The following is a 19,492-nucleotide window of genomic DNA, read 5'->3' on the forward strand; positions in this document are numbered from 1 at the left end:
ACAGCCTATCCGCCGGTCACAGGTGTGACGTGTGGGGCCCAAGGCCCTCTTGTTGTGCGGGGGTTGAACCGGTAGACCACGCGTACTGACCATTCTCGGAGGTACGCATGGGCACATCCCGGCCATTTGGGCCATCCCGGCCGTCCAGACCCGTCCTGCTCACCACGCTCGCCGCCGCGGGCGCCCTCCTCTTCACCACGCTCGCGCCGGGCAGCGCGACCGCCGACCCGAGTCCGGGCCGTGACATCCACCGCGAGGGCTCGCCGCTCAGCAGCACCGAGCGGGCCGCCAAGGGTCCGGCGAGCGCGGCCGACCGCGCACTCGACGCCGCGCGCGGCGGCACCGACCTCACCGACACAAGGAACCGCGGCTACCCCCGCGAACAGAAGCTGACCCCGCCGCCCGCGAACCCTGACGACAAGTCGATAAAACTGGGCCTGGCGCCCTACCACTCCATAGCCCCGAAGCTGAACGACATCCAGGGCATCGGCGACCGCGTCAGCGTGGAGATCGCGGGCCGCTCGGCCGGCGGCCACCAGCTCTACCTGGTGACCGTCACCGCGCCCGAGTCGGCCAAGGAGTCCGCCCGCCAGGAGCGGATGCGCGAGCTCATAGAGAACGCGCCGGAGGCCGCGGCCAAGGATCCGGCGGTCAAGTCCTCGTACAAGACGCCGGTCTTCATCAACAACAACATCCACGGCAACGAGTGGGAGGGCACGGACGCGGCCCTCAAGCTCATCGAGAAGCTGGCCAAGGCCAAGGACGAGAAGTCGAAGGACCTCCTCGCCCACAACCGCCTCTACTTCAACATCACGGCCAACCCCGACGGCCGTATCGCGGGCACCCGCGCCAACGCCAACGGCTTCGACCTCAACCGCGACTTCATCACCGCGTCGCAGCCCGAGGCCCGCGCGATGCGGCAGATCGCCATCGACAAACAGCCCGCGATCATGATCGACCTGCACGGATACGTCAACGGCACACTGATCGAGCCGACGACTCCGCCGCACGGCGAGAACTACGAGTACGACCTCTTCCTGAAGAACACCTACGCCAACGCGCTTGGCATGGAAGCCGCGGTCAACGGCCTCGGCTACACCCCCGAGAAGGACGGCGTGGAGCCCGCGGTCATCCCCTTCCGGGACCAGGAGGAGGGCTGGGACGACTGGCCGCCGATCTTCACCCCGCAGTACATGCCGTTCCACGGCGCGGTCGCCGCGCACACCATCGAGTTCCCGATGGTCGTCAACAACGAGGAGTACGACGACCTCTCGGTGCCGGAACTGCGGCGCCGGTCCGCGATCAACGTGGACATCGCGGGAGCGGCGATGTCGGCAACGCTCAACTACACGCAACAGCACCGCACTTCGGTGATCGCCGACCAGATCGAGACGTTCCGGCGGGGCGCCGCCGGTGCCGCGCAGGTTCCGGTGTCGCCGGAGACCGTGCCGGGGGTGCCGGGCATCGGCCCGGAGGACGTGTACACCACCGACTTCCCGCGCGCGTACGTCATCCCGGCCGGGTCGCGTGATCAGCGCTCGGCGGCGGCCGCCTCGCGGCTGGTGCGGCACCTGCTGGACAACGACGTGCGGGTGGAGCGTGCGACGCGGGACTTCCGGCTCGGCGGGACCTCGTACGAGAAGGGTTCGTACGTCATCGACATGCTTCAGCCGAAGCGCGGTCTGGCCAATGTGATGCTCGCCGACGGCCGGGACATCAGCGACAAGGTGTCGACGATGTACGACATCTCCGGGTGGAGCCTCGGGCGGCTGTGGGGCGCCACGGTCGACTCGGTGCAGGGCGGCGGCCTCGACGGCGTCCCCGCCCGGGCCGTTCACGAGCCCTCGCGGGTCGGGCAGGTCGCGCCGCGCGGGGATCTGCGGCTTCGGCTCGACGACGCGCGGGAGGTGGCCGCGCTCAACTGGCTGCTCGGGCGCGGTGTTCCGGTGCGGCGGGCCGCCGACGACGACGGCAGCGTGATCCTTTCCTCGAAGGCGCGGGGTGCGGCTTTCGCCGCGGCCAAGAAGTACGACGTGGCGTTCGACGCGACCAAGGCGAAGGCGGGGGCGGTGGTGCGGCGCACGCGGGTCGCGGCGGCTGTCACGCCGGGTGAGCTTTTCGCGCTGCGGGAGATGAACTTCGATGTGGTGCCGGTTTCGACCGCCGTGCTGAACGCGGGCTTCGACTGGAAGAAGTCGGGCGGTGTGGACGCGCTGTTCGTCTCGGCCGGGCTTTCCTACGGGGAGTTGAACGCGGAGGCGCGGGCCGGGCTTGACGGGTTCCTCTCCGGTGGGGGCGGGCTTGTCGGGCGTGGCGCGGAGGGGGCAGCGCTGAACTCCGACGCCAAGTTGCTTGCCGCCAAGGCGGTTTCCGGGAACGGGGATGCGAATGGTGTGGTGCGGGTGGTGAATACCGGGCCGCTGACCGGCGGTGCGCCGTCGCATTCGTTCGTGTACGCGCCCATGTGGTTCACGGAGTTGGGGAGTGGGGTGCGGGTCGAGCAGTCCTATGGGGACGGGAATCCGCTGGTGTCCGGGCATTGGCGTGCGGTGGACGGGGCGGGTGGTCCTGCGGATGCGGCGGGGCGGGCGTCTGTGGTGAGCGGGTCCTCGGCTTCGGGTTCAGGGGTCGTCCTGTTCGGCACGGAGCCGCTGTTCCGTGACCATCCGAAGGGGGTGTTTCCGCAGGTGGGGAGGGCGCTGTTGAGCGTGGGCTGAGGTTCTGCCTCCGGCGGTTCCGCTGATCACCGCCTTCGGCGGGTTCGTCCTCAAACTCCCCCAAGCTCTTAATGAGCAGGGGGGACCCCCTCGACGGGCTAATTCATTTAGCCCCTCCGGCGTTCGAGGAGCGGAAATGCTCTTGCCCGCGGTTCCACACGCAGGGAGGTTTGACCGCATGACCCGTGAGATCAAGGTGCTCGGCACCACCGCAGCCGGATACGAAGCCGTTCGGGGCGAGTTCGCCGCTCTCCTCGCCGGGGAGAAGCCCGAGCATGCCTCGCAGCTCGCCGCGTACGTAAGGGGGAGGCAGGTCGTCGACCTGTGGGTGGGGCCCGACACGGACGGTGACACGCTCTTCGGGGTGTATTCGTCCACCAAGGGCGCCGCCCACCTCACGACCGCCCTGCTCGTACAGGACGGGGTCCTCGACCTCGACAGGGAAGTGGCCCACTACTGGCCGGAGTTCAGCGCCGAAGGCAAAGGCGGCATCACCCTCCGGGAGCTTCTCTCGCACCGCGCGGGCATAGTCGGCGCCGACAGGGGCTTCAGCCCCGAGGAGATCGCCGACGACCGCGCCATCGCCGCCCGCCTCGCGACCCAGCGGCCCTACTGGCGCCCCGGTACCGCCTTCGGCTATCACGCCCTGTCCATCGGCGCGCTCGCCGGTGAAGTCGTCTTCCGGGTCACCGGGCGGACCTTGCAGGACATCTACGAGGAGCGCGTCCGCGCCCCGTACGGTCTCGACTTCCACCTCGGACTCCCCGAGGTGCTCGAACCCCGCTTCCGCTCCGTGCTGCCGATGATCCCGTCGGCCACGGAGCGCGCCTTCCTCGACGCGCAGCCGCCGCAGCCGGACACCCTGAACTCCATCGCCTTCAACCGCAACGGCGCCCACCCCACCGACCTGGAGGCGCTCCCCAACTCCCGCCTCGTACGCGCCAAGGGGCCCGCGTCCGTCGGCGGTGTCGCCTCCGCGCGCGGTCTCGCCAGGATGTACGCGGCGGCGGTCGGCGGGCTCGACGGGCGGGAGCCGCTCCTGACGGCGGACACCGTGGCCGAGTTCGGGCAGATCCATTCCAACGGGTACGACCTGGTGTCGCAGGCCCACAAATCGTTCGGGGTGGGGTTCCAGAACACCGCCGAAGCCGGGTACCCGTTCCTCGGCGCGGGGTCCATCGGGCACAAGGGCGTGGGCGGCTCGCAGGCGTTCGCCGATCCGCGCAGCGGGCTCGCGTACGGCTACACACGGCGCCGGTTCCCCTTCCCCGGCGGACCGCCCCCGGAGGACGAGCCTCTCGTACGGGCCATCCATACGGCCGCGGTCACCGGCTGACCGGCCGGGCCACGTGAGAGAGGGCCGCACCCCGGCTTCGGGATGCGGCCCTCTCACGTACACGGAGTGCTGGTCAGGCGATCGCCAGCTCCACCTTGATGTTGCCGCGCGTGGCGCTCGAGTACGGGCACACCTGGTGGGCCTGCTCGATCAGGGACTGCGCGGTGGCCGCGTCCACGTTCGGTATGGAGGCGGTGATCGCGACCTCAAGGCCGAAGCCGCCGGCCTCGTTCTGGCCGATGCCGACCTTCGCGGTCACGGTCGAGCCGGAGATGTCGGCGTTCGCCTTGCGGGCGACGACGCCGAGCGCGCCCTGGAAGCAGGCGCTGTAGCCCGCCGCGAAGAGCTGCTCGGGGTTGGTGCCGGCGCCGCTGCCGCCCATTTCCTTCGGCGGGTTGACGACGACGTCGAGCTTGCCGTCGTCGGTGGCGACGCGGCCGTCACGGCCGTTCTCGGCGGTGGCGACGGCGGTGTACTTGACGGCGATCTGCTGGATGGACATAGGTGCCGGTTCCTCCTGAGACGAGCCGCTCTGCGCGCCCACAGTCGCGGCATTGTGGAAAGACTTTATCGGATGCCGGAAAGCGCCCATCCGCCGCCCGCCTCAGACGAGGGAAACGATCATCTTCCCCGTGTTCTCGCCGCGGAGCATGCCCAGGAACGCCTCGACGCCGTTCTCGACGCCCTCGACGAACGTCTCGTTGTACTTGAGCTCGCCGGACCGGATCCAGCCGCCGACCTCCTCGATGAACTGCGGCTGCAGCGCGGCGTGGTCGCCGACGAGCACGCCCTGCAGGCGAAGGCGCTTGCCGATGATCATGGCCATGTTGCGCGGGCCCGGCGTCGGCTCGGTGTCGTTGTAGCCGGCGATCATGCCGCAGATGGTGGCGCGGCCGTGCACGTTCATCCGGCTGATGGCCGCCTCGAGGTGCTCGCCGCCGACGTTGTCGAAGTAGACGTCGATCCCGTCGGGGGCGGCCTCCTTCAGCTGCTCGACCACCGGGCGCGGGTCCTTGTAGTTGAACGCCGCGTCGAAGCCGTACTCCTCCACCAGGAGCTTCACCTTCTCGTCCGAGCCCGCCGAGCCGACGACGCGCGAGGCACCCCTGAGCCTGGCCATCTGGCCGACCTGGGCACCGACGGCACCGGCGGCGCCGGACACGAACACCGAGTCGCCCTCCTTGAAGGAGGCGACCTCGAAGAGGCCCGCGTACGCGGTCAGGCCGGTCATGCCGAGCACGCCGAGGTACGTGGAGAGGGGCGCGGCCTTGGCGTCCACCTTGGTGGCGTGCTTGGCCGGGAAGGTCGCGTACTCGCGCCAGCCGGCGAAGTGCAGGACGTGGTCGCCCACCGCGAGGCCCTCGGCGTTCGATGCGACGACCTCGCCGACCGCGCCGCCCTGCATGGGCTCGTCCAGCTGGAACGGCGGCGTGTAGGACTTCACGTCGTTCATGCGGCCGCGCATGTACGGGTCCACGGAGAAGTGCAGATTGCGAACCAGGACCTGGCCGTCGGCCGGGGCGGTGACGGGGGCCTCGCGCAGGGCGAAGTCCTCCGGGACGGGCCAGCCGTGCGGCCGCCGGACGAGGTGCCATTCACGGCTGACGGCGGGGAGCTCTGCGGATTCGGGGGTGACGGACATGCGGGGCGTCCTCCTGGAACATTGCTTCATGTAGTGAAACAACCATGCGCCTACATATTTGATAATGTCAAGTAACCGGGTAGTCTGGTGCCATGGCCACCAGCAGCTCCCGCCCTCCGCGCACCGACCCCCTGACGCTCGAAGTCGTCGAGCTGATCGGCACGGTCGTGGCGCGCTACCACGAGGAGTACGAGGAGGCGGCGGGCGAGCACGCCCTCACCGGGGCGCAGGCGCGCGTCCTCGGCCTTCTCTCGCTCGAACCGATCCCGATGCGGCGCATAGCCCAGAAGCTGAAGTGCGAGCCGTCGAACATCACGGGGATCGTCGACCGTCTCGAGGCACGCGGCCTGGTCGAGCGGCGGCCCGACCCGGCCGACCGCCGGGTGAAGCTGGCCGGCCCCACGGACGAGGGCCGACGGGTCGCGCGCAGCCTGCGCGACTCCCTGAGCTTCGCCCGCGAGCCGCTGGCCGAGCTCACGCACGAGGAGCGGCTCTCGCTGCGCGGGCTGCTGCGCAGGATGGTCGGCGAGGAAACAGAGGGCACAGAGAGCGCGGAGAGCGCCGAGGACACGGCGGACTGACCCGCTACGTGCACCACCACAGGAACCGGTCGCACGTCTCCGACGGGGTCGGCTCCGGCGTCGGGACCGGCTTCTGCGAGGTCGGCGGGGGCGCGGGGCGCGGGGTCTGCGGAGTGCCGGGGGTGTCCGGTGCGGAGGTGGTGGCCGGGGCCTGGGAATCGGCCCCGTCGTCCGCCTTGTCCGCCTCCCTCTCCTTGGCCTCCTTGGACTTCTTCTTCCGCGCCGCCTCGTCCTTGTCGGTCGCGGACGCCGATGCCGTGGGGGTCGCCGACGCGGTCGCCGTGACCCCTTCGTCGTACGCCGTCTCGTCGTCCCTGCCCGCCGACTCGCGTGCCGCGGGGCGCTCGCCCGTGCCCCCGTCCGCGGCGGACGCCGCCGTGGGGTCGTCCGAAGGGCCCTCGGTGGCGAGCTCGGCCAGGCTCAGGCCGCCCGCGGCGAGCGCGAGACCGGCCGTGACGAGGAGGATCCTGCGGCGCCTGCGCCGGTGTGCCTTGCGGCCGCGCTCCTTGCGGCGGCGGCCCCGGACGCGCGGCGCCTCCTCGTCGTACGCACCCTCGGGGCCGTCCGCCTCTTCCTGCTCGGCGACGGCCTCCGTGTACTCACGGCAGGCTTCGGCCGGGGTTCCGCATCCCGGGCAGGCCAGGGCGCCGTTGAGGTGCCTGTGGCACGGGTGGCAGTAGTCCATGAGGCATGGAGGCTAAGTGAGCCACGGGGAACAGAGGAAGCGACTGCCGTGAAGGTTGTGTGCGGAATCGAATGTTCCACCGGAAAGGGCCAGGTAGATGTGGTGCTACTCGGTCAACCCGGCCTGAAAGCACCGCTATCCGGCGAACGCGGCCTGTGCCACGCCCTGACCCGCGTCCGGCACCACGAGCACCGAGCCGGAGAGCGGGTGCGGCGCGTCGAGTCCCGTACGCGCGCTGGTGATGTAGAGGTCCCGCAGGCCGGTCCCGCCGAACGCGCACGCGGTGGGGCGCGCCACGGGAAGTTCGATCACCCGGTCCAGGGCGCCGGACGGGGTGTAGCGGCGGACGGCGGCGCCGTCCCACAGGGCGACCCAGACGCAGCCCTCGGCGTCGACGGTCAGCCCGTCGGGGTAGCCGGCCGTGTCCTCGACGACCGCCAAGGGCCGCCGGGAGCGCGGGAGTTGATCGTCGCCGAGGTCCAGTACGTCGATGCGCCGGGTCGGGGTGTCGATGTAGTACATGAGGCGGCCGTCGGGGCTCCAGCCGATGCCGTTGCTCACGGATACGTCGCCGAACACCTCGGTGGCCGTGCCGTCGCCGGTGACGCGGATGAAGTTGGCGGCGCCGGGCGTCTCGTCGTAGAACATGGTGCCCGCCCAGAGCGCGCCGTCCGGTGCGACCGCCGCGTCGTTGCCCCGGCGGCCCGGTACGGCGTCGCGGTGCAGCCACCGGAAAGCGGAACCGTCGGCCACGGCGTCGTAAAGGCCCACGCCGTCCCGGAGGTTGACCACAAGGCCGCCGCCCGCGCGGGGCTTGGCGGCGCCGACGTGCTGCTCGGTGGCCATGACCGAGCGGCGCCCGGTCGACGGATCGTAAGTGTGGACGCGTGAGTTCAGGATGTCGACCCAGATGAGCCGCCGGGCGGCGGCGTCCCACGTGGGGCCCTCGCCGAGTGCTGCCTGCGCGCGTACCGCTATGTCCATCCCGGCAGGCTACCCGCGCGCCCCCGATCGGCCCACCCGCCCCAGCTCTCCCCTCAATCTCCTTGCTCTCAGGACCAGTTCCAGTTCGAAGCGGCGGTCCGGGTAGTCCACCTCGTCGCCCCACAGTTCCCTGATCTGGCGCAGGCGGTAGCGCACCGTCTGCGGGTGGACGCCCAGCCGCGCCGCCACCTCGGGCGCACCGCCCCGCGTCTCCAGCCAGGCGAGGAGGGTCTCGGCCAGGCGGCGGCCGTGCGCGGGCCCGCAGTGGGCGAGGGGTGCCAGGCAGCGGCGGGCCAGGTCCTCGATGAGCTCCTCGGGCTGCAGCAGGACCAGGGCCTCGGTGTGCTCGGTGCAGTGCAGGACCTCGCCGGAGGGCAGCAGTCCGCGTTCCATGAGGCGGACGGCGGCCTGCGCCCAGCGCAGCGACTTGGCGGCGTCGGCCAGTGCCACGGGCGGGCCGATCGCGCCGGACCAGCCCGCCATGGCGCGCCGCAGGAGTTCGGGGCGCCCGGCCGCGTCCGGGTCGGGGATGACCATGCGGGGCTGCTCGGTCTCCATGTCGAGCAGGACGCCCTGCCCGACGGCGGGTGCCACGGCCTCCCGCGCGGGCCTGAGCAGTACGCCGACGGCGACGCGTTCGGGCAGCTGCCAGCCGACGCGGGCGGCCCGCTCGTCGAGGGCGCCGCCCGGCTGCCCCGAAGCGGAGTGCGGGCCACCGGCGGAAGCGGAATCCGCAGGCCCGCCGGTCAAGGCGTCGCCGCGCCGCTCGGAGAGCAGCAGCTCCATCAACTTCCTTTGCAGGCGCAGCCGTTCGCCCGCCTGCCGGGCCGCGGCCTCGGCGTAGCCGCGTACCGACTGGTCGACCAGGCCGTCGAGATACTCGAAGCCCGACTCGGCGAGTTCGTACATGGCAGGCGGCGGGATCTCGATCTGCTGGCCGATCTCGGCGAGGCGGCGCCAGGCGAGGCGCACGCCGAGCCGGTAGATGGCCTGCAGCGAGTCGAGGCTGCGGCCGTGCAGGCCCTCGCCGCGGCCGAACTCCTGGAAGACCTCCAGCGGATAGCACGGCCGGCCCTCACCGGCCGCAATCTGCTGGACGAAGCCTTCGAGGGCGCGGCGGATGCCGATGAGCGCCATCGGCTCGCCCGAGTCGTCGAGGACGACGGGCAGGCCCGGGTACTCGGCGCGGATCTCCCGCAGGATGTCCTGGGCGAGCGCGGGCGCTTCGTCCAGGGCGAGCGCGGCGAACTGCCGTACCAGCATCGGCGGGACATCCCGCCAGGCGGAACGGACGGACAGCGAACCCTGACTCTCGGTCACGGGCGCGGTCACTCACTGCCCCCGCGGGGCGACTCATAGTGCACGAGGGGCGTGTTGGGCTGGTCCGGGGTCGCATTCAGGACAGCGACGATGCCGAACGCGGCGGCCACGGCCAGGGCGGCGGCCATCACGACGGTCAGTCCTGCGGCGAGCAATCGGTGCATGTCAGGGTCAGCCTCTCTGCTGGAGGTCGTCCCCACCCTGGTCGCACGGCTGGTGTTCGCACAGTCCCTCACCGGCCCCGCCCGGCGAGAGCACAGTCTCATCAATGCATTGACACTAAGTCAAGGGTCCGCCTAGCGTTCCGGCCCCATACGGCTCGGTAACCTTCATCACCCGCCACCAGGAGTGCCGGATGCGCCGCACAGCCTCGCCCCTCTCGCTGATCCTCCTCGGACTCGGCGCCTTCCTGCTCGTCCTGGCACCGCTGCTCGCGTGGTACGTCGAACCACGGGCGAAACGCACGCCGGTCGACATCGACACCATTACGGTCTTCAAGGGCAAAGGCAGCTATTTCGACACCGACAAGATCAAGACGGTGCATAACAAGAACCTCACGATCACGCGTCAGGTACGCGGCGACGTGGAGGACAGCACCAAAGAACACGCAGTCTGGGACGTGGTCACGTCGGTCGATCCCGACAAGTCCCTGCCGGCCGCGGACCCACACGACTCGCTCCTGTTCACGCAGGAGCGCTGGGTCACCGACCGGGAGACGAACCGCCCAGTGCACTGCTGCGGCGAAAAGCCGTACTTCGAGGGCGAGGCCTACCTCAAGTTCCCCTTCGACGTGGAGAAGCGTTCGTACGTCTGGTGGGACGGCACCCTGGGCGCGACCGTCCCGCTGACCTTCCGCGGCACGAAGAAGATCCAGGGGTACGAGGGCTACCGCTTCACCGCGAAGGTGGAGCCCGCGAAGACCGGGACCCGGCTCGTGCCGGGCCGCCTGGTGGGGCAGCCCAAGCGCAGCAATGTGCTGGCCGAGGAGTGGTACGCCAACCACGGCGTGGAGCTGGTGGCCGACAAGCGCACGGGCCGGATCATCTATGCCGCGGTCGGGCCCCGCAAGACGCTGCGGGCGCCGGGCTCCGACAAGGACTCCACGGTCCTCCTCGACAGCAAGCGCATCGCGTTCACGACCAAGACGCAGAAGACGCAGGTCGGCCTCGCCGACGACGACAGCAGCCGGCTGAAGCTGGTGGGCACGACGCTGCCGGTGGGAGCGGGCGCACTGGGTGCGGTGCTCGCCGTCGCCGGAGTCGTGCTCGTCGTCAGGGGACGGCGGTCCCATAGTGGGGCAAATGGTTCCGGAGGGCCGGGTTCAGCGGCGGAGCCGGACGGTCCGAATAGCGATACGTCACCAACCGCCCTGCAACCCACCACGATGTGATGAGACGTCAGCTAATGAAACCCCGGAACTTATCACTTCGGTGAGTAGCCGCGTCGAACAGGGCGGCGAAAACTATCCACCCCACCCGAGCACAGTCCCCGCACCACCCCCGCACAGACCGAGCACAGCACCTCCGCGTGACCCCGTAAGTGACCCGTACGGTTCCACCCCCCACGGTTCCGCACCCTGACGAGTTGGAGCACGCATGCCCCAGCACGTGCCATCCCCGCTGCGCGCCGCCGCCCCTCGGGTCGCGCAGCGCGTTCCGGCGCCTCCCCCACAGCCGCGCCGGATCGTCTTCCTCGCCCGCCGCGACCTCGGCAATCCGGCCGCGGGCGGATCCGAACTGCTCGTCGACCGGCTGGCCGACGGCCTGAGCAAGCTCGGCCACCAGGTCACCCTGCTGTGCGGGGGCCCTGCCGCCTTCCGCGACTACCGCGTGGTGTCGGCGGGCGGCGACCTCGGGCACTATCTGCGCTCGCGCTCCGCCTTCACCCGGCAGGTCGGCGACTGCGACCTGCTCGTCGAGGTCTGCAACGGCATGCCGTACCTGGCGCCGCTGTGGCACCGCGGTCCCACTCTGTGCCTGGTCAACCACGTCCACACCGACCTGTGGGGGATGCGCTTCCAGGGCGCCCTTGCCCCCGCGGCCCGGCTCGGCCGAAGACTCGAGCACTGGTCGCTCTCGGGAGCCCAGCGCGGCAATCTGCTCGTGGCCGTCTCGCCGTCGACGGCCACCGCCCTGCGCGCGATAGGCGTCGAGCGAGAGCGAATACGCATAGTCCACAACGGGGTCGAGGAGCCCGGCCCCCTCCATCCACGCTCCGACGAGCCGCTGTTCCTCGCGATGGGACGCCTCGTCGAGTACAAGCGCATCGATCTGCTCCTGCGGCTCTGGGAGCGCGTCAGACCCGTCACCGGCGGCCGCCTGGTGATCGTCGGAGACGGTCCCGAGCGGGCCCGCCTCGAACAACTCGCAGGGCCCGGCGTGGAGTTCAGGGGCCATGTCTCCGAGGCGGAGAAGCACCGGCTGCTCTGCGAGGCATGGCTGCTCCTGCACCCCTCGGCGGTGGAAGGCTGGGGCCTGGTCGTCACCGAGGCCGCCACGCGGTTCACCCCCGCGGTCGGCTTCGACGTACCCGGCATCCGCGACTCCATCGAGGACGGCGTCACCGGACTCCTCGCCCGGGGCGAGAGTTCCTTCGCCGCGGCCTGGTGTGCGCTGGCCCTGAGCGCCGAGCGGCGGACGGCCTTCGGCAAGGCCGCCGGCGAGCGGGCCGCCAGCTACCGCTGGGCCAATTCCGTACGCGAGTTCCAGACGGTCGCCGCAGAGGCGGTCGCACATCACGCCTCCCAGGGGTCCGCGTGAAGGACCCTTCGCTGCGCCGTTCCCTCACCCTCTTCCGGGCCTTCCTGCGCGAGCAGCAGGAGCCCGAGCGGTGCTACACGCTGCTCGCCCGTGACGCCGCCGACCAGGTCGAGGCGTACGGCGCGGTCAAGGACCGGATCGTCGTCGATGTCGGCGGCGGCGGTGGCTACTTCACCGAGGAGTTCCGGCGGCGCGGCGCGCAGAGTTTCCTCTTCGAGCCGGACCCGGCGGAGCTCGGCGCCAAGCCCCCGGAGGGCGCGGTGGTCGCCGACGGCTATCTGCTGCCGCTCGGCGACGGCGTCGCGGACGTCACGTTCTCCTCCAACGTCCTTGAGCACGTGGACGACCCGCAGACGTTCCTCAGCGAGATGGTGCGGGTGACCAGGCCCGGCGGTCTGATCTATGTCTCGTTCACCAACTGGTACTCGCCGTGGGGCGGTCACGAGTGGGCGCCCTGGCACTTCCTGGGCGCCGACCGGGCCAGGGCCCGCTATGAGCGGCGTACCGGCAAGAAAGCCAAGCACACCCTCGGCGAGAACCTCTTCGCCCACCACATCGGCCCCACGCTGCGCCAGGTGCGGGCCAGGGACGACGTCTCCGTCGTGTCCGCACGGTCCCGCTACTGGCCGTTCCTGGCCGGCGGCATCACGAAGGTGCCCGGCGTGCGCGAGTTCGCCACCTGGAATCTCCTCCTCATCCTCAGGCGGTGTCCATGACCACGGTCCAGGCCCCACCCCCGGCGGCAGTCCGCCCCACGACTGCCGCCCCGGAACCCGAACGGGGGCCACGCTCGCGGCGCTGGCTGCTGGGGTTCTGGGCCGTCGTGCTCGTGCTCTTCCTCGCCGTCAAGCCGGGGCGGATGACGTTCGACACCAAGCTCGGTGTCGCCGTCGATCCCTGGCAGTTCCTCTCCGATCTGGGCCAGCTGTGGCACGACCGGGGCGGCTTCGGCGGGATCCAGGACCAGTACGTCGGCTACACCTGGCCGATGCTGCCGTTCTACGGCCTGGCCAAGCTCGTCCAGCTGCCGGTGTGGCTCGCGGAGCGGCTCTGGCTCTCGCTGATCGTGTCGGTCGCGTTCTGGGGTGCGCTGCGGCTCGCCGAGCGGCTGAAGATCGGCAACTCGTCCAGCAGGCTGCTCGGCGCGGTGGCGTACGCGCTGTGGCCGACGTTCACCGTGGTCGTCGGGTCGACGTCGGCGGCCGCGCTGCCCGGCGCGTTCCTGCCGTGGGTGCTGCTTCCGCTGACGAACGACCGGATCAGCGCCCGCCTCGCGGCGTGCCGCTCGGCGCTCTTCATCCCCTTCATGGGCGGCGTGAACGCGGCGGCGACGCTCGCGTCCCTGCTCCCGGTGGGCCTCTATCTCCTCTCCCGGCCGAACGGACCGCGCAAGCGGAAGCTGATCACCTGGTGGGTTCCGGGAGTGATCCTGGCGACCGCCTGGTGGGTGGTGCCGCTGCTGATGCTCGGCATCTACGGCGAGAACTTCCTTCCGTACGTGGAGAATTCGGCCACCACCACGGGCACGATGTCGGCCACGGAGACGCTGCGCGGCGCCGGCAACTGGGTCGCCTATCTGCACTTCGGCGAGGCCTGGCTGCCCGCCGGATGGACGGTCGCGACCTCCGTGATCGTCGTCGTCTGCTCGGCGCTCGCGGCCGCGCTCGGCCTCGCGGGCCTCGCCCGGCGTGATCTGCCCGAGCGCCGCTGGCTCGTCCTGACGGTGCTCTCGGTCGTCCTGGTCACCCTTGCCGGATACGGCGGCGCTTTCGGCGCGCCCTTCCACGAGACCGTGCAGAGCTGGCTGAACGGCGGGCTCGTCCCCTTCCGCAACATCTACAAGTTCCAGACGGGTCTCGCGCTCGCCCTTGTCTTCGGCCTGATGCACCTGGTGGGAGTGGCCGCGCAGGCGCGCGGGGCGCGACCGGTGCGGGGCCGCAAGTACGCACCGCTGATCGCCGCCGTACTCGTCCTGCCCGGGCTCGCGTTCCCCTATCTCAACGGGTCGATCCTGCAGCCCGGTTCGTTCCAGAAGCTGCCCAACTACTGGCAGGCGACGGCCGACTGGCTGGAGAAGTACTCCCCGGACTCCCGCGCGCTCGTCGTGCCCGCGACCGCGCACGGCATCTACACCTGGGGTTCGCCCATCGACCAGCCCCTCGACGTGCTCGCCGAATCCCGCTGGGCCCAGCGCGACTACGTCCCGTTCGGTACGCCCGGCAACCGGCGCGCCATGGACGCGGTGGAGCAGGCACTCGCCACGGGCGGCGAAGTGCCGGGCCTGCGCGACTACTTGACCCGTGCCGGGATGTACTACGTCGTCGTACGCAATGACCTCGACCCCGACCAGATCGGCAACGTACCGACCGCGACGGTGAAGCGGACCCTGGAGGAGTCGGGATTCGAGCGGGTCACCGGCTTCGGTCCCACCGAGACCGGCGGGAAGATCCCCGACGACACTCCCCTCCAGGTCGAGGGCCTGTATCCGCGCCAGCGCGCGGTGGAGGTCTACGCTCCAGGATCGGGCGCGGAACGCCCCGGCCAGGCCGGGATCAAGTCCGTCTCCAACACGGCGGTGGTGAGCGGCGGACCCGAGTCGCTGCTCCCGCTCTCCGCCGACCCCTCGATGCGGGACCGCCCCTCCGTCCTGACGGGCGACAACCATCCGGGGATCGGAGCGCCCGGTCTCCAGGCGGTCGGTGACGGACTGCGCCGCGCGGACACCCGCTTCGGCCTGGTCAACAACAACACCTCCTATACGTACGGCCCTGACGAACGCAATGCGAGCGGGGCCCTTCAGGACGCGGGCAAGAAGCCGCACCAGATCCTGCCCACCAAGGGCATCGAGCACCAGACGACGGCGCAGCTGCGCGGCGCGAAGTCCGTCACCGCGTCGAGCTACGGCAACTGGCTCTTCCATCTGCCGCAGTACGACCCCGTGAACGCCTTCGACGGGAACCCCGAGACGGCATGGGCCGAGGGCAGTCCCGGAAAGCCGAAGGGCTCGTGGATCAAGGCCGAGTTCCGCTCCAAGGAGTCGATCCCCTCCTCGATCAAGGTCATCCCGCTGCCGCAGGAGGGCGTGCGGGCCGCGCCCACCAAGGTGCGGGTGGAGACCGAGCAGGGCAGCGCCACCAGCACCCTGCAGCCCGACGGCATGCGGCAGCGCATCAAGTCGCCCGCCGGTGCGTCGAGTTGGCTGAAGATCACGATCCTGGACGCGCAGATCGGGCGCGCGGGTCTCACCGGTGCCGGGTTCTCCGAGATCACCGTGCCCGGTGTGAAGGTGACGAAGCTCCTGAAGATGCCGTCGGACACCGGGGGCTCGTCCAGGGACACCGCGGTCGGCGCCGACGCGACGACGTACTCGATGCACCGCTCGTCGGACCCGAGCGCGCTGTCGCCGGTGAACACCGAGTCGGGTCTGCACCGCCGCTTCACGACGCCCGCCGACGGCGACTACGAGGTGTCCGCGAGCGCGGTCGCCGTACCGGGCAAGGAGCTCGACAAGCTGCTCTACCAGGTGGCGCCCGAGCAGAAAGACCAGATCATCGCCACCGCCGACTCCACGTCGGGACTCGGCACCAGTCTGTCGCCGCGCAACCTGACGGACGGGGACCTGACGACGGGCTGGATCGCCGGCGACCGTCCGGTCGTCCATCTGAAGTGGCCGGACAAGCAGGCGGTCGACGAGATCGTCCTTCCGGCGGCCGGTGGTCTCTCCACGCGCCCCGAGAAGATCGAGATCAGCTCGCCGGACGGCGCCGCGATCGTGGGCGTCGACGAGAACGGCGTGGCGCGCTTCGCGCCGATCACCACGGACGAGATGACCATCACCATCACCGAGACCGCGCCGCTGACGGTGCACAACCCGGTGGCGGACGACGAGTTGCAGCTCCCGGTGGGCCTGACCGAGGTGTACGTCCCGGCCCTGGACAAGTACCGCACCCCGCAGCCGGAGGCGTCCGCGACCTTCGAGCTCGCCTGCGGCAAGGGCCCGGAGCTCGCCGTCGACGGCAAGCTGTACGCGACGAGCGCGAAGGGCTCGGTGCGGGATCTGGTGGAGCGGCGCCCCGTCGAGGTGACGCTCTGCAGCCGGGGCGAGGAGAACACTCAGGTGTCGCTCGGCTCCGGCGAGCACACCGTCGAGGCCGGTGACGCGGGTCCGCTGACGCTGATGGACGTCTCGCTGACGCAGGGCACACCGGGCGCGATCGACCGGAAGTCCCGCTCCCTGGACATCAAGGACTGGCTCGGCGACCGGCGCGAGCTGACTGTCGGCTCGGGCGCGGCCTCGTATCTCTCGACGTACGAGAACATCAACGACGGCTGGAAGGCGACGCTGAACGGCGAGGAGCTCTCGTCCGTACGCCTCGACGGCTGGCAGCAGGGCTGGCTGATCCCCAAGGGTGAGGGCGGCACCGTCAAGCTCACCTACGAGCCCTCGCGCATCTACGAGATCGGCCTGATCGGCGGCGGCGTCGGGGTGCTCGCCCTGATCGCCCTGGTTCTGATCCGGCGCCGCGAGCCGAACCCGGAAGGACCGGACACGGCGCCGCCCGCGCCCGGCCTCATCCTCGGCACGGTGGCGCTGACGCTGGTGGCCGCGGTGATCGCGGGCTGGTTCGCGCTGATCGTGCCTGCGCTCGCCCTGCTTGCCTGGCGCCGCCACGCCCTGCTCGTGCCGCTCGCCTTCGTGGCGATGGCCGGGGCGGGCATCGCGGCGGCCGTCGGTGCGGGCGAGCCGATCGCTTCGGACGAGGGGGCGTTCGGGCCAGCGGCCCAACTCCTGGCGATCATCGCGCTGTTCGCGGCGCTGGTGAGTGTGGGCTCGGCTTCGGGGGCGGCTGCGCCTGCGGCTGCCGGGCCTGGGGGTCCTGGAGATCCTTCCGGTCCTGGCGGTCCTGGAAGCGGCGGAAGCGGCGGCGCGACGCCCTGGGGCCCGCCGCCCCAGTCCGCCCCGCCTGCGGCTCCCGCGCCGACCCCGCCGGCTCCGGACCCGTCGACGGGACCTCTCCCGCTGGGCCCCGACCGGGACTTGGGCACGCAGCCGCTGCCGCGCCGCAAGCGCGGGGAGAGCGGGCCGGGTGCCGATGCGGGTGACGGCGGGAACTCGGGGCAGGCGACCGGGAGCGAGCCGTCGGGGAACGAGCCGTCGGAGGGTGAGCCGCAGGCCGCCGGTCCGACCATCTCCGCCCGAGGGCCCGCATCCGCGCAGCCCGAGCCTGCCCCGCCGGGCGCGCGGACCACACGGTTCAGGCGGCGCAGGCCGAGGGCGTCGGGCGGGTTCGCGGGAACCGCGGCCCCGGCCGGCAGCCCGGGGGAGGACACGGAGCGATGACCGCACTCGACCAACCGGCACGTCACGCGGACGGACCCGAACGGCGGCCGAAACGCGTGCCGTTCCCCGTCGTCGACGAGGTTGCGAGGCACTGCCTCCAGGAGGAGGAGCCGGAGACGGTGCACATCGAGGTGCACCTGCCGGGCACCCCGGATCCGGACCGGCTGAAGGCCGCGTTCACCGAGGCCCTGCGCCGCCACCCGCGCATCCTGATGCGGGAGGCGCGGGGGCCTTGGTACCGCCGCCGCTACGAGTGGGAGCTGACGGCGGAACCGGACGTCGAGGTCGTGACGTTCCCGCCCCCGGAGCGGGACGCGCTGAAGAAGGCCCGCACCCGTTCCCTCTCCGACTCGCCGCCGCTGAGCGCGTCGCCGCCGATCCGCCTGGAGGTGATCGCTTCCGGGGAGTCAGACGGCCACCCCGAGGACGGCACCCCCAGCGTCCTTTTCCTCACCATCAACCACACCGCCCTCGACGGCCCCGCCTGCCTCCGCGTCCTGGCGACCGCCGCCGAGCTGTACGGCGGCCAGGACAACTCCCCCGCCGCGCCGCCCCCGCCGCGTACGGCCGCGTCGCCCGCCCCCGAGGCAGAACAGGCTCCCGTAGACGCGCCCTCCGGGTGGGCGCCCCCCGCCCGGGTATCCAAGGGGACGCCCGAGCCGTCCCCGGGCAACGGCATGCTCGTCGCGGATCTTGCCGTGCCGCACCGGCCCAAGGGCGCGCCCTTCACCGTGAACGACCAGCTCATGGTGGCGACCGCGCTGATGATCGCGCACTGGAACCGGGAGCACGGATCACGACCCCGGCCGTTCCGGATCACCATGCCCGTGGACGACCGGCCGCGCGACATGGAGATGCCGATCGGGAACGGCACCCGGCTCGTCGAAGTCCCCTTCAGTGCGGGCGAGTTGTCCGGGCGGGAATGGGGACCCGAGGAGATCGGCGCACTGCTGCGGCGCACCGCCGAGCGCACCCGCGCCCTCAAGGCCCTCACCCGGCCCCAACTCGGCCACGGAGCCGCCCTGTTGACCTCGCCCGTGCTCCCCGTCACCGTCCGGGCCGCCCTCACCCGCGGGCTGCGCAGAGCCGCCGGGCCCTGGACCTCCACCACGCTGCTCAGCAACATCGGCCGCGTGCCGTACCCGCTCGACTTCGGTGACGCCGGACGCGCGTACGCCGTCTGGTTCTCCGCGCCCGCCCGGCTTCCGCGCGGCCTGACCGTGACCACCGCGTCCACGGCGGGCCGCCTCCACCTCGCCCTGCGCTGGTCGAAGACGCTGCTCAGCCATGGCGACGGGGCCCATCTGCGCGACCTCTTCGAGCACTATCTGCACGCCACGGAGGAGGGCACCTCGTCATGACAGCGCCCACCAGGTCCACCAGGTCCACCAGCACCGCCCCGCGCGACCTGCGGGACTTCTACGAGGACCCGTCCGTCCCCGTCGCGTCCGGCGACGCCCGCAGCCTGCGCCAGGCCCGGATGCTCGCCGACGCCCTGGGCCCCGCCACATCGCGCACCGCCGTCGTCCTCGACATCGGCTGCGGCGACGGCACCGCGGCGGCTGCCGCGGCCCCGTTCCTCGCGGGGCACCGCGTCATCGGCGTCGACTGGTCGCAGGACGCCCTCAAGCGCGCCCACTCCCATCTCTCGTACGTCGTACGCGGTGAACTCACCGACGGCGGCCTTCCGTTCGCCGACGGCAGTGCCGACGCCGTGCTGTTCAGCGAGGTCATCGAGCATCTCGTGGACCCCGACAGCGCCCTGGACGAACTGCGCAGAGTCCTCAGGCCGGGCGGCCATCTGATGCTGTCCACGCCGAACCTCGCCGCCTGGTACAATCGCGGGCTGCTGCTCGCCGGGGTGCAGCCCGTCTTCTCCGAGGTGAGCCTGCGCGGCATCCACGGCCGCCCCGGCAGCGAGGTCGTGGGGCATCTGCGGCTCTACACCGCGCGCGCCCTGCGGGAGTTCGTCGCCGCGTCGGGCTTCGACGTGGTCCGCGTCGCGGGCGCACCCTTCCACGGAGTACCACGACCACTGCGCGCCCTGGACCGGCTCGCCTGCGCCGTGCCGAGCGCCTCGTCGATCCTGCTGCTGCACGCCCGAAGGACTTAGAGCCATGTGGTGGG

At 71.3% G+C, this 19,492-nt stretch carries 15 protein-coding genes; 9 read left to right on the forward strand and 6 right to left on the reverse strand.

The genetic code is table 11. The features are described from left to right. The first annotated feature begins 107 nt into the window (after window positions 1-107). On the forward strand, window positions 108-2,717 hold the full coding sequence (locus AB0O76_RS03590; RefSeq protein WP_365484907.1) for a M14 family zinc carboxypeptidase: 2,610 nt from the start codon (window positions 108-110) through the stop codon (window positions 2,715-2,717). A 178-nt stretch (window positions 2,718-2,895) separates the two neighbouring features. Then, on the forward strand, window positions 2,896-4,053 hold the full coding sequence (locus AB0O76_RS03595; protein WP_365484910.1) for a serine hydrolase domain-containing protein: 1,158 nt from the start codon (window positions 2,896-2,898) through the stop codon (window positions 4,051-4,053). Window positions 4,054-4,126: 73 nt separating this feature from the next. On the opposite strand, the gene AB0O76_RS03600 is transcribed toward AB0O76_RS03595, so the two are convergent. Together AB0O76_RS03600 and AB0O76_RS03605 are read right to left on the reverse strand one after the other, a co-directional pair. Beyond that, window positions 4,127-4,555, reverse strand: coding sequence for an organic hydroperoxide resistance protein (locus AB0O76_RS03600; protein ID WP_365484913.1), 429 nt, complete (start codon window positions 4,553-4,555; stop codon window positions 4,127-4,129). A gap of 102 nt (window positions 4,556-4,657) precedes the next feature. Continuing rightward, on the reverse strand, window positions 4,658-5,695 hold the full coding sequence (locus AB0O76_RS03605; protein ID WP_365484916.1) for an NADP-dependent oxidoreductase: 1,038 nt from the start codon (window positions 5,693-5,695) through the stop codon (window positions 4,658-4,660). A gap of 92 nt (window positions 5,696-5,787) precedes the next feature. Between AB0O76_RS03605 and AB0O76_RS03610 the strand changes: the two genes are divergently transcribed. After that, on the forward strand, window positions 5,788-6,276 hold the full coding sequence (locus AB0O76_RS03610; RefSeq protein ID WP_365484919.1) for a MarR family transcriptional regulator: 489 nt from the start codon (window positions 5,788-5,790) through the stop codon (window positions 6,274-6,276). 4 nt (window positions 6,277-6,280) lie between these two features. On the opposite strand, the gene AB0O76_RS03615 is transcribed toward AB0O76_RS03610, so the two are convergent. The 4 genes from AB0O76_RS03615 to AB0O76_RS03630 all read right to left on the reverse strand — a co-directional run bounded on the left by AB0O76_RS03615 (window position 6,281) and on the right by AB0O76_RS03630 (window position 9,429). Further along, window positions 6,281-6,961 (reverse strand): hypothetical protein, encoded by a 681-nt coding sequence (locus AB0O76_RS03615; RefSeq protein ID WP_365484922.1) that lies wholly within the window; start codon window positions 6,959-6,961, stop codon window positions 6,281-6,283. A gap of 135 nt (window positions 6,962-7,096) precedes the next feature. Further along, entirely contained in the window at window positions 7,097-7,945 is an 849-nt protein-coding gene (locus AB0O76_RS03620; protein ID WP_365484925.1) for an SMP-30/gluconolactonase/LRE family protein, read from the reverse strand. Window positions 7,946-7,954: 9 nt separating this feature from the next. After that, complete coding sequence (locus AB0O76_RS03625) at window positions 7,955-9,208, reverse strand: helix-turn-helix domain-containing protein (RefSeq protein WP_365485544.1); 1,254 nt, start codon at window positions 9,206-9,208, stop codon at window positions 7,955-7,957. A gap of 65 nt (window positions 9,209-9,273) precedes the next feature. Next, the gene (locus AB0O76_RS03630; RefSeq protein ID WP_365484928.1) at window positions 9,274-9,429 is read right to left on the reverse strand and encodes a hypothetical protein; all 156 of its coding nucleotides are present in this window, start codon (window positions 9,427-9,429) and stop codon (window positions 9,274-9,276) included. Window positions 9,430-9,620: 191 nt separating this feature from the next. On the opposite strand from AB0O76_RS03630, the gene AB0O76_RS03635 reads away from it, so the two are divergent. From AB0O76_RS03635 to AB0O76_RS03660, 6 genes are all read left to right on the forward strand, one after another. Further along, entirely contained in the window at window positions 9,621-10,655 is a 1,035-nt protein-coding gene (locus AB0O76_RS03635; RefSeq protein WP_365484931.1) for a DUF3068 domain-containing protein, read from the forward strand. Between the two features lie 205 nt (window positions 10,656-10,860). After that, window positions 10,861-12,024 (forward strand): glycosyltransferase family 4 protein, encoded by a 1,164-nt coding sequence (locus AB0O76_RS03640; RefSeq protein WP_365484934.1) that lies wholly within the window; start codon window positions 10,861-10,863, stop codon window positions 12,022-12,024. Further along, on the forward strand, window positions 12,021-12,740 hold the full coding sequence (locus tag AB0O76_RS03645; RefSeq protein ID WP_365484937.1) for a class I SAM-dependent methyltransferase: 720 nt from the start codon (window positions 12,021-12,023) through the stop codon (window positions 12,738-12,740). Before AB0O76_RS03640 ends, AB0O76_RS03645 begins: the two co-directional genes overlap by 4 nt. Next, entirely contained in the window at window positions 12,737-17,365 is a 4,629-nt protein-coding gene (locus tag AB0O76_RS03650; protein WP_365485546.1) for a DUF3367 domain-containing protein, read from the forward strand. Before AB0O76_RS03645 ends, AB0O76_RS03650 begins: the two co-directional genes overlap by 4 nt. After that, window positions 17,362-18,726, forward strand: a complete 1,365-nt coding sequence (locus AB0O76_RS03655) for a condensation protein (protein ID WP_365484940.1) — start codon at window positions 17,362-17,364, stop codon at window positions 18,724-18,726. Before AB0O76_RS03650 ends, AB0O76_RS03655 begins: the two co-directional genes overlap by 4 nt. Further along, entirely contained in the window at window positions 18,723-19,478 is a 756-nt protein-coding gene (locus tag AB0O76_RS03660) for a class I SAM-dependent methyltransferase (protein ID WP_365484943.1), read from the forward strand. The genes AB0O76_RS03655 and AB0O76_RS03660 overlap by 4 nt, the downstream gene beginning before the upstream one ends. Window positions 19,479-19,492: the final 14 nt, after the last annotated feature.

The organism is Streptomyces sp. NPDC086554, assembly GCF_040686095.1.
Classification (GTDB): Bacteria; Actinomycetota; Actinomycetes; order Streptomycetales; family Streptomycetaceae; genus Streptomyces.

Bases quoted from the DNA above. Each gene is read 5' to 3' on its own strand.
- AB0O76_RS03590 (WP_365484907.1), top strand. From the start codon at position 108: ATGGGCACATCCCGGCCATTTGGGCCATCCCGGCCGTCCAGACCCGTC.
- AB0O76_RS03595 (WP_365484910.1), top strand. From the start codon at position 2,896: ATGACCCGTGAGATCAAGGTGCTCGGCACCACCGCAGCCGGATACGAA.
- AB0O76_RS03600 (WP_365484913.1), bottom strand. From the start codon at position 4,555: ATGTCCATCCAGCAGATCGCCGTCAAGTACACCGCCGTCGCCACCGCC.
- AB0O76_RS03605 (WP_365484916.1), bottom strand. From the start codon at position 5,695: ATGTCCGTCACCCCCGAATCCGCAGAGCTCCCCGCCGTCAGCCGTGAA.
- AB0O76_RS03610 (WP_365484919.1), top strand. From the start codon at position 5,788: ATGGCCACCAGCAGCTCCCGCCCTCCGCGCACCGACCCCCTGACGCTC.
- AB0O76_RS03615 (WP_365484922.1), bottom strand. From the start codon at position 6,961: ATGGACTACTGCCACCCGTGCCACAGGCACCTCAACGGCGCCCTGGCC.
- AB0O76_RS03620 (WP_365484925.1), bottom strand. From the start codon at position 7,945: ATGGACATAGCGGTACGCGCGCAGGCAGCACTCGGCGAGGGCCCCACG.
- AB0O76_RS03625 (WP_365485544.1), bottom strand. From the start codon at position 9,208: ATGCTGGTACGGCAGTTCGCCGCGCTCGCCCTGGACGAAGCGCCCGCG.
- AB0O76_RS03630 (WP_365484928.1), bottom strand. From the start codon at position 9,429: ATGCACCGATTGCTCGCCGCAGGACTGACCGTCGTGATGGCCGCCGCC.
- AB0O76_RS03635 (WP_365484931.1), top strand. From the start codon at position 9,621: ATGCGCCGCACAGCCTCGCCCCTCTCGCTGATCCTCCTCGGACTCGGC.
- AB0O76_RS03640 (WP_365484934.1), top strand. From the start codon at position 10,861: ATGCCCCAGCACGTGCCATCCCCGCTGCGCGCCGCCGCCCCTCGGGTC.
- AB0O76_RS03650 (WP_365485546.1), top strand. From the start codon at position 12,737: ATGACCACGGTCCAGGCCCCACCCCCGGCGGCAGTCCGCCCCACGACT.
- AB0O76_RS03655 (WP_365484940.1), top strand. From the start codon at position 17,362: ATGACCGCACTCGACCAACCGGCACGTCACGCGGACGGACCCGAACGG.
- AB0O76_RS03660 (WP_365484943.1), top strand. From the start codon at position 18,723: ATGACAGCGCCCACCAGGTCCACCAGGTCCACCAGCACCGCCCCGCGC.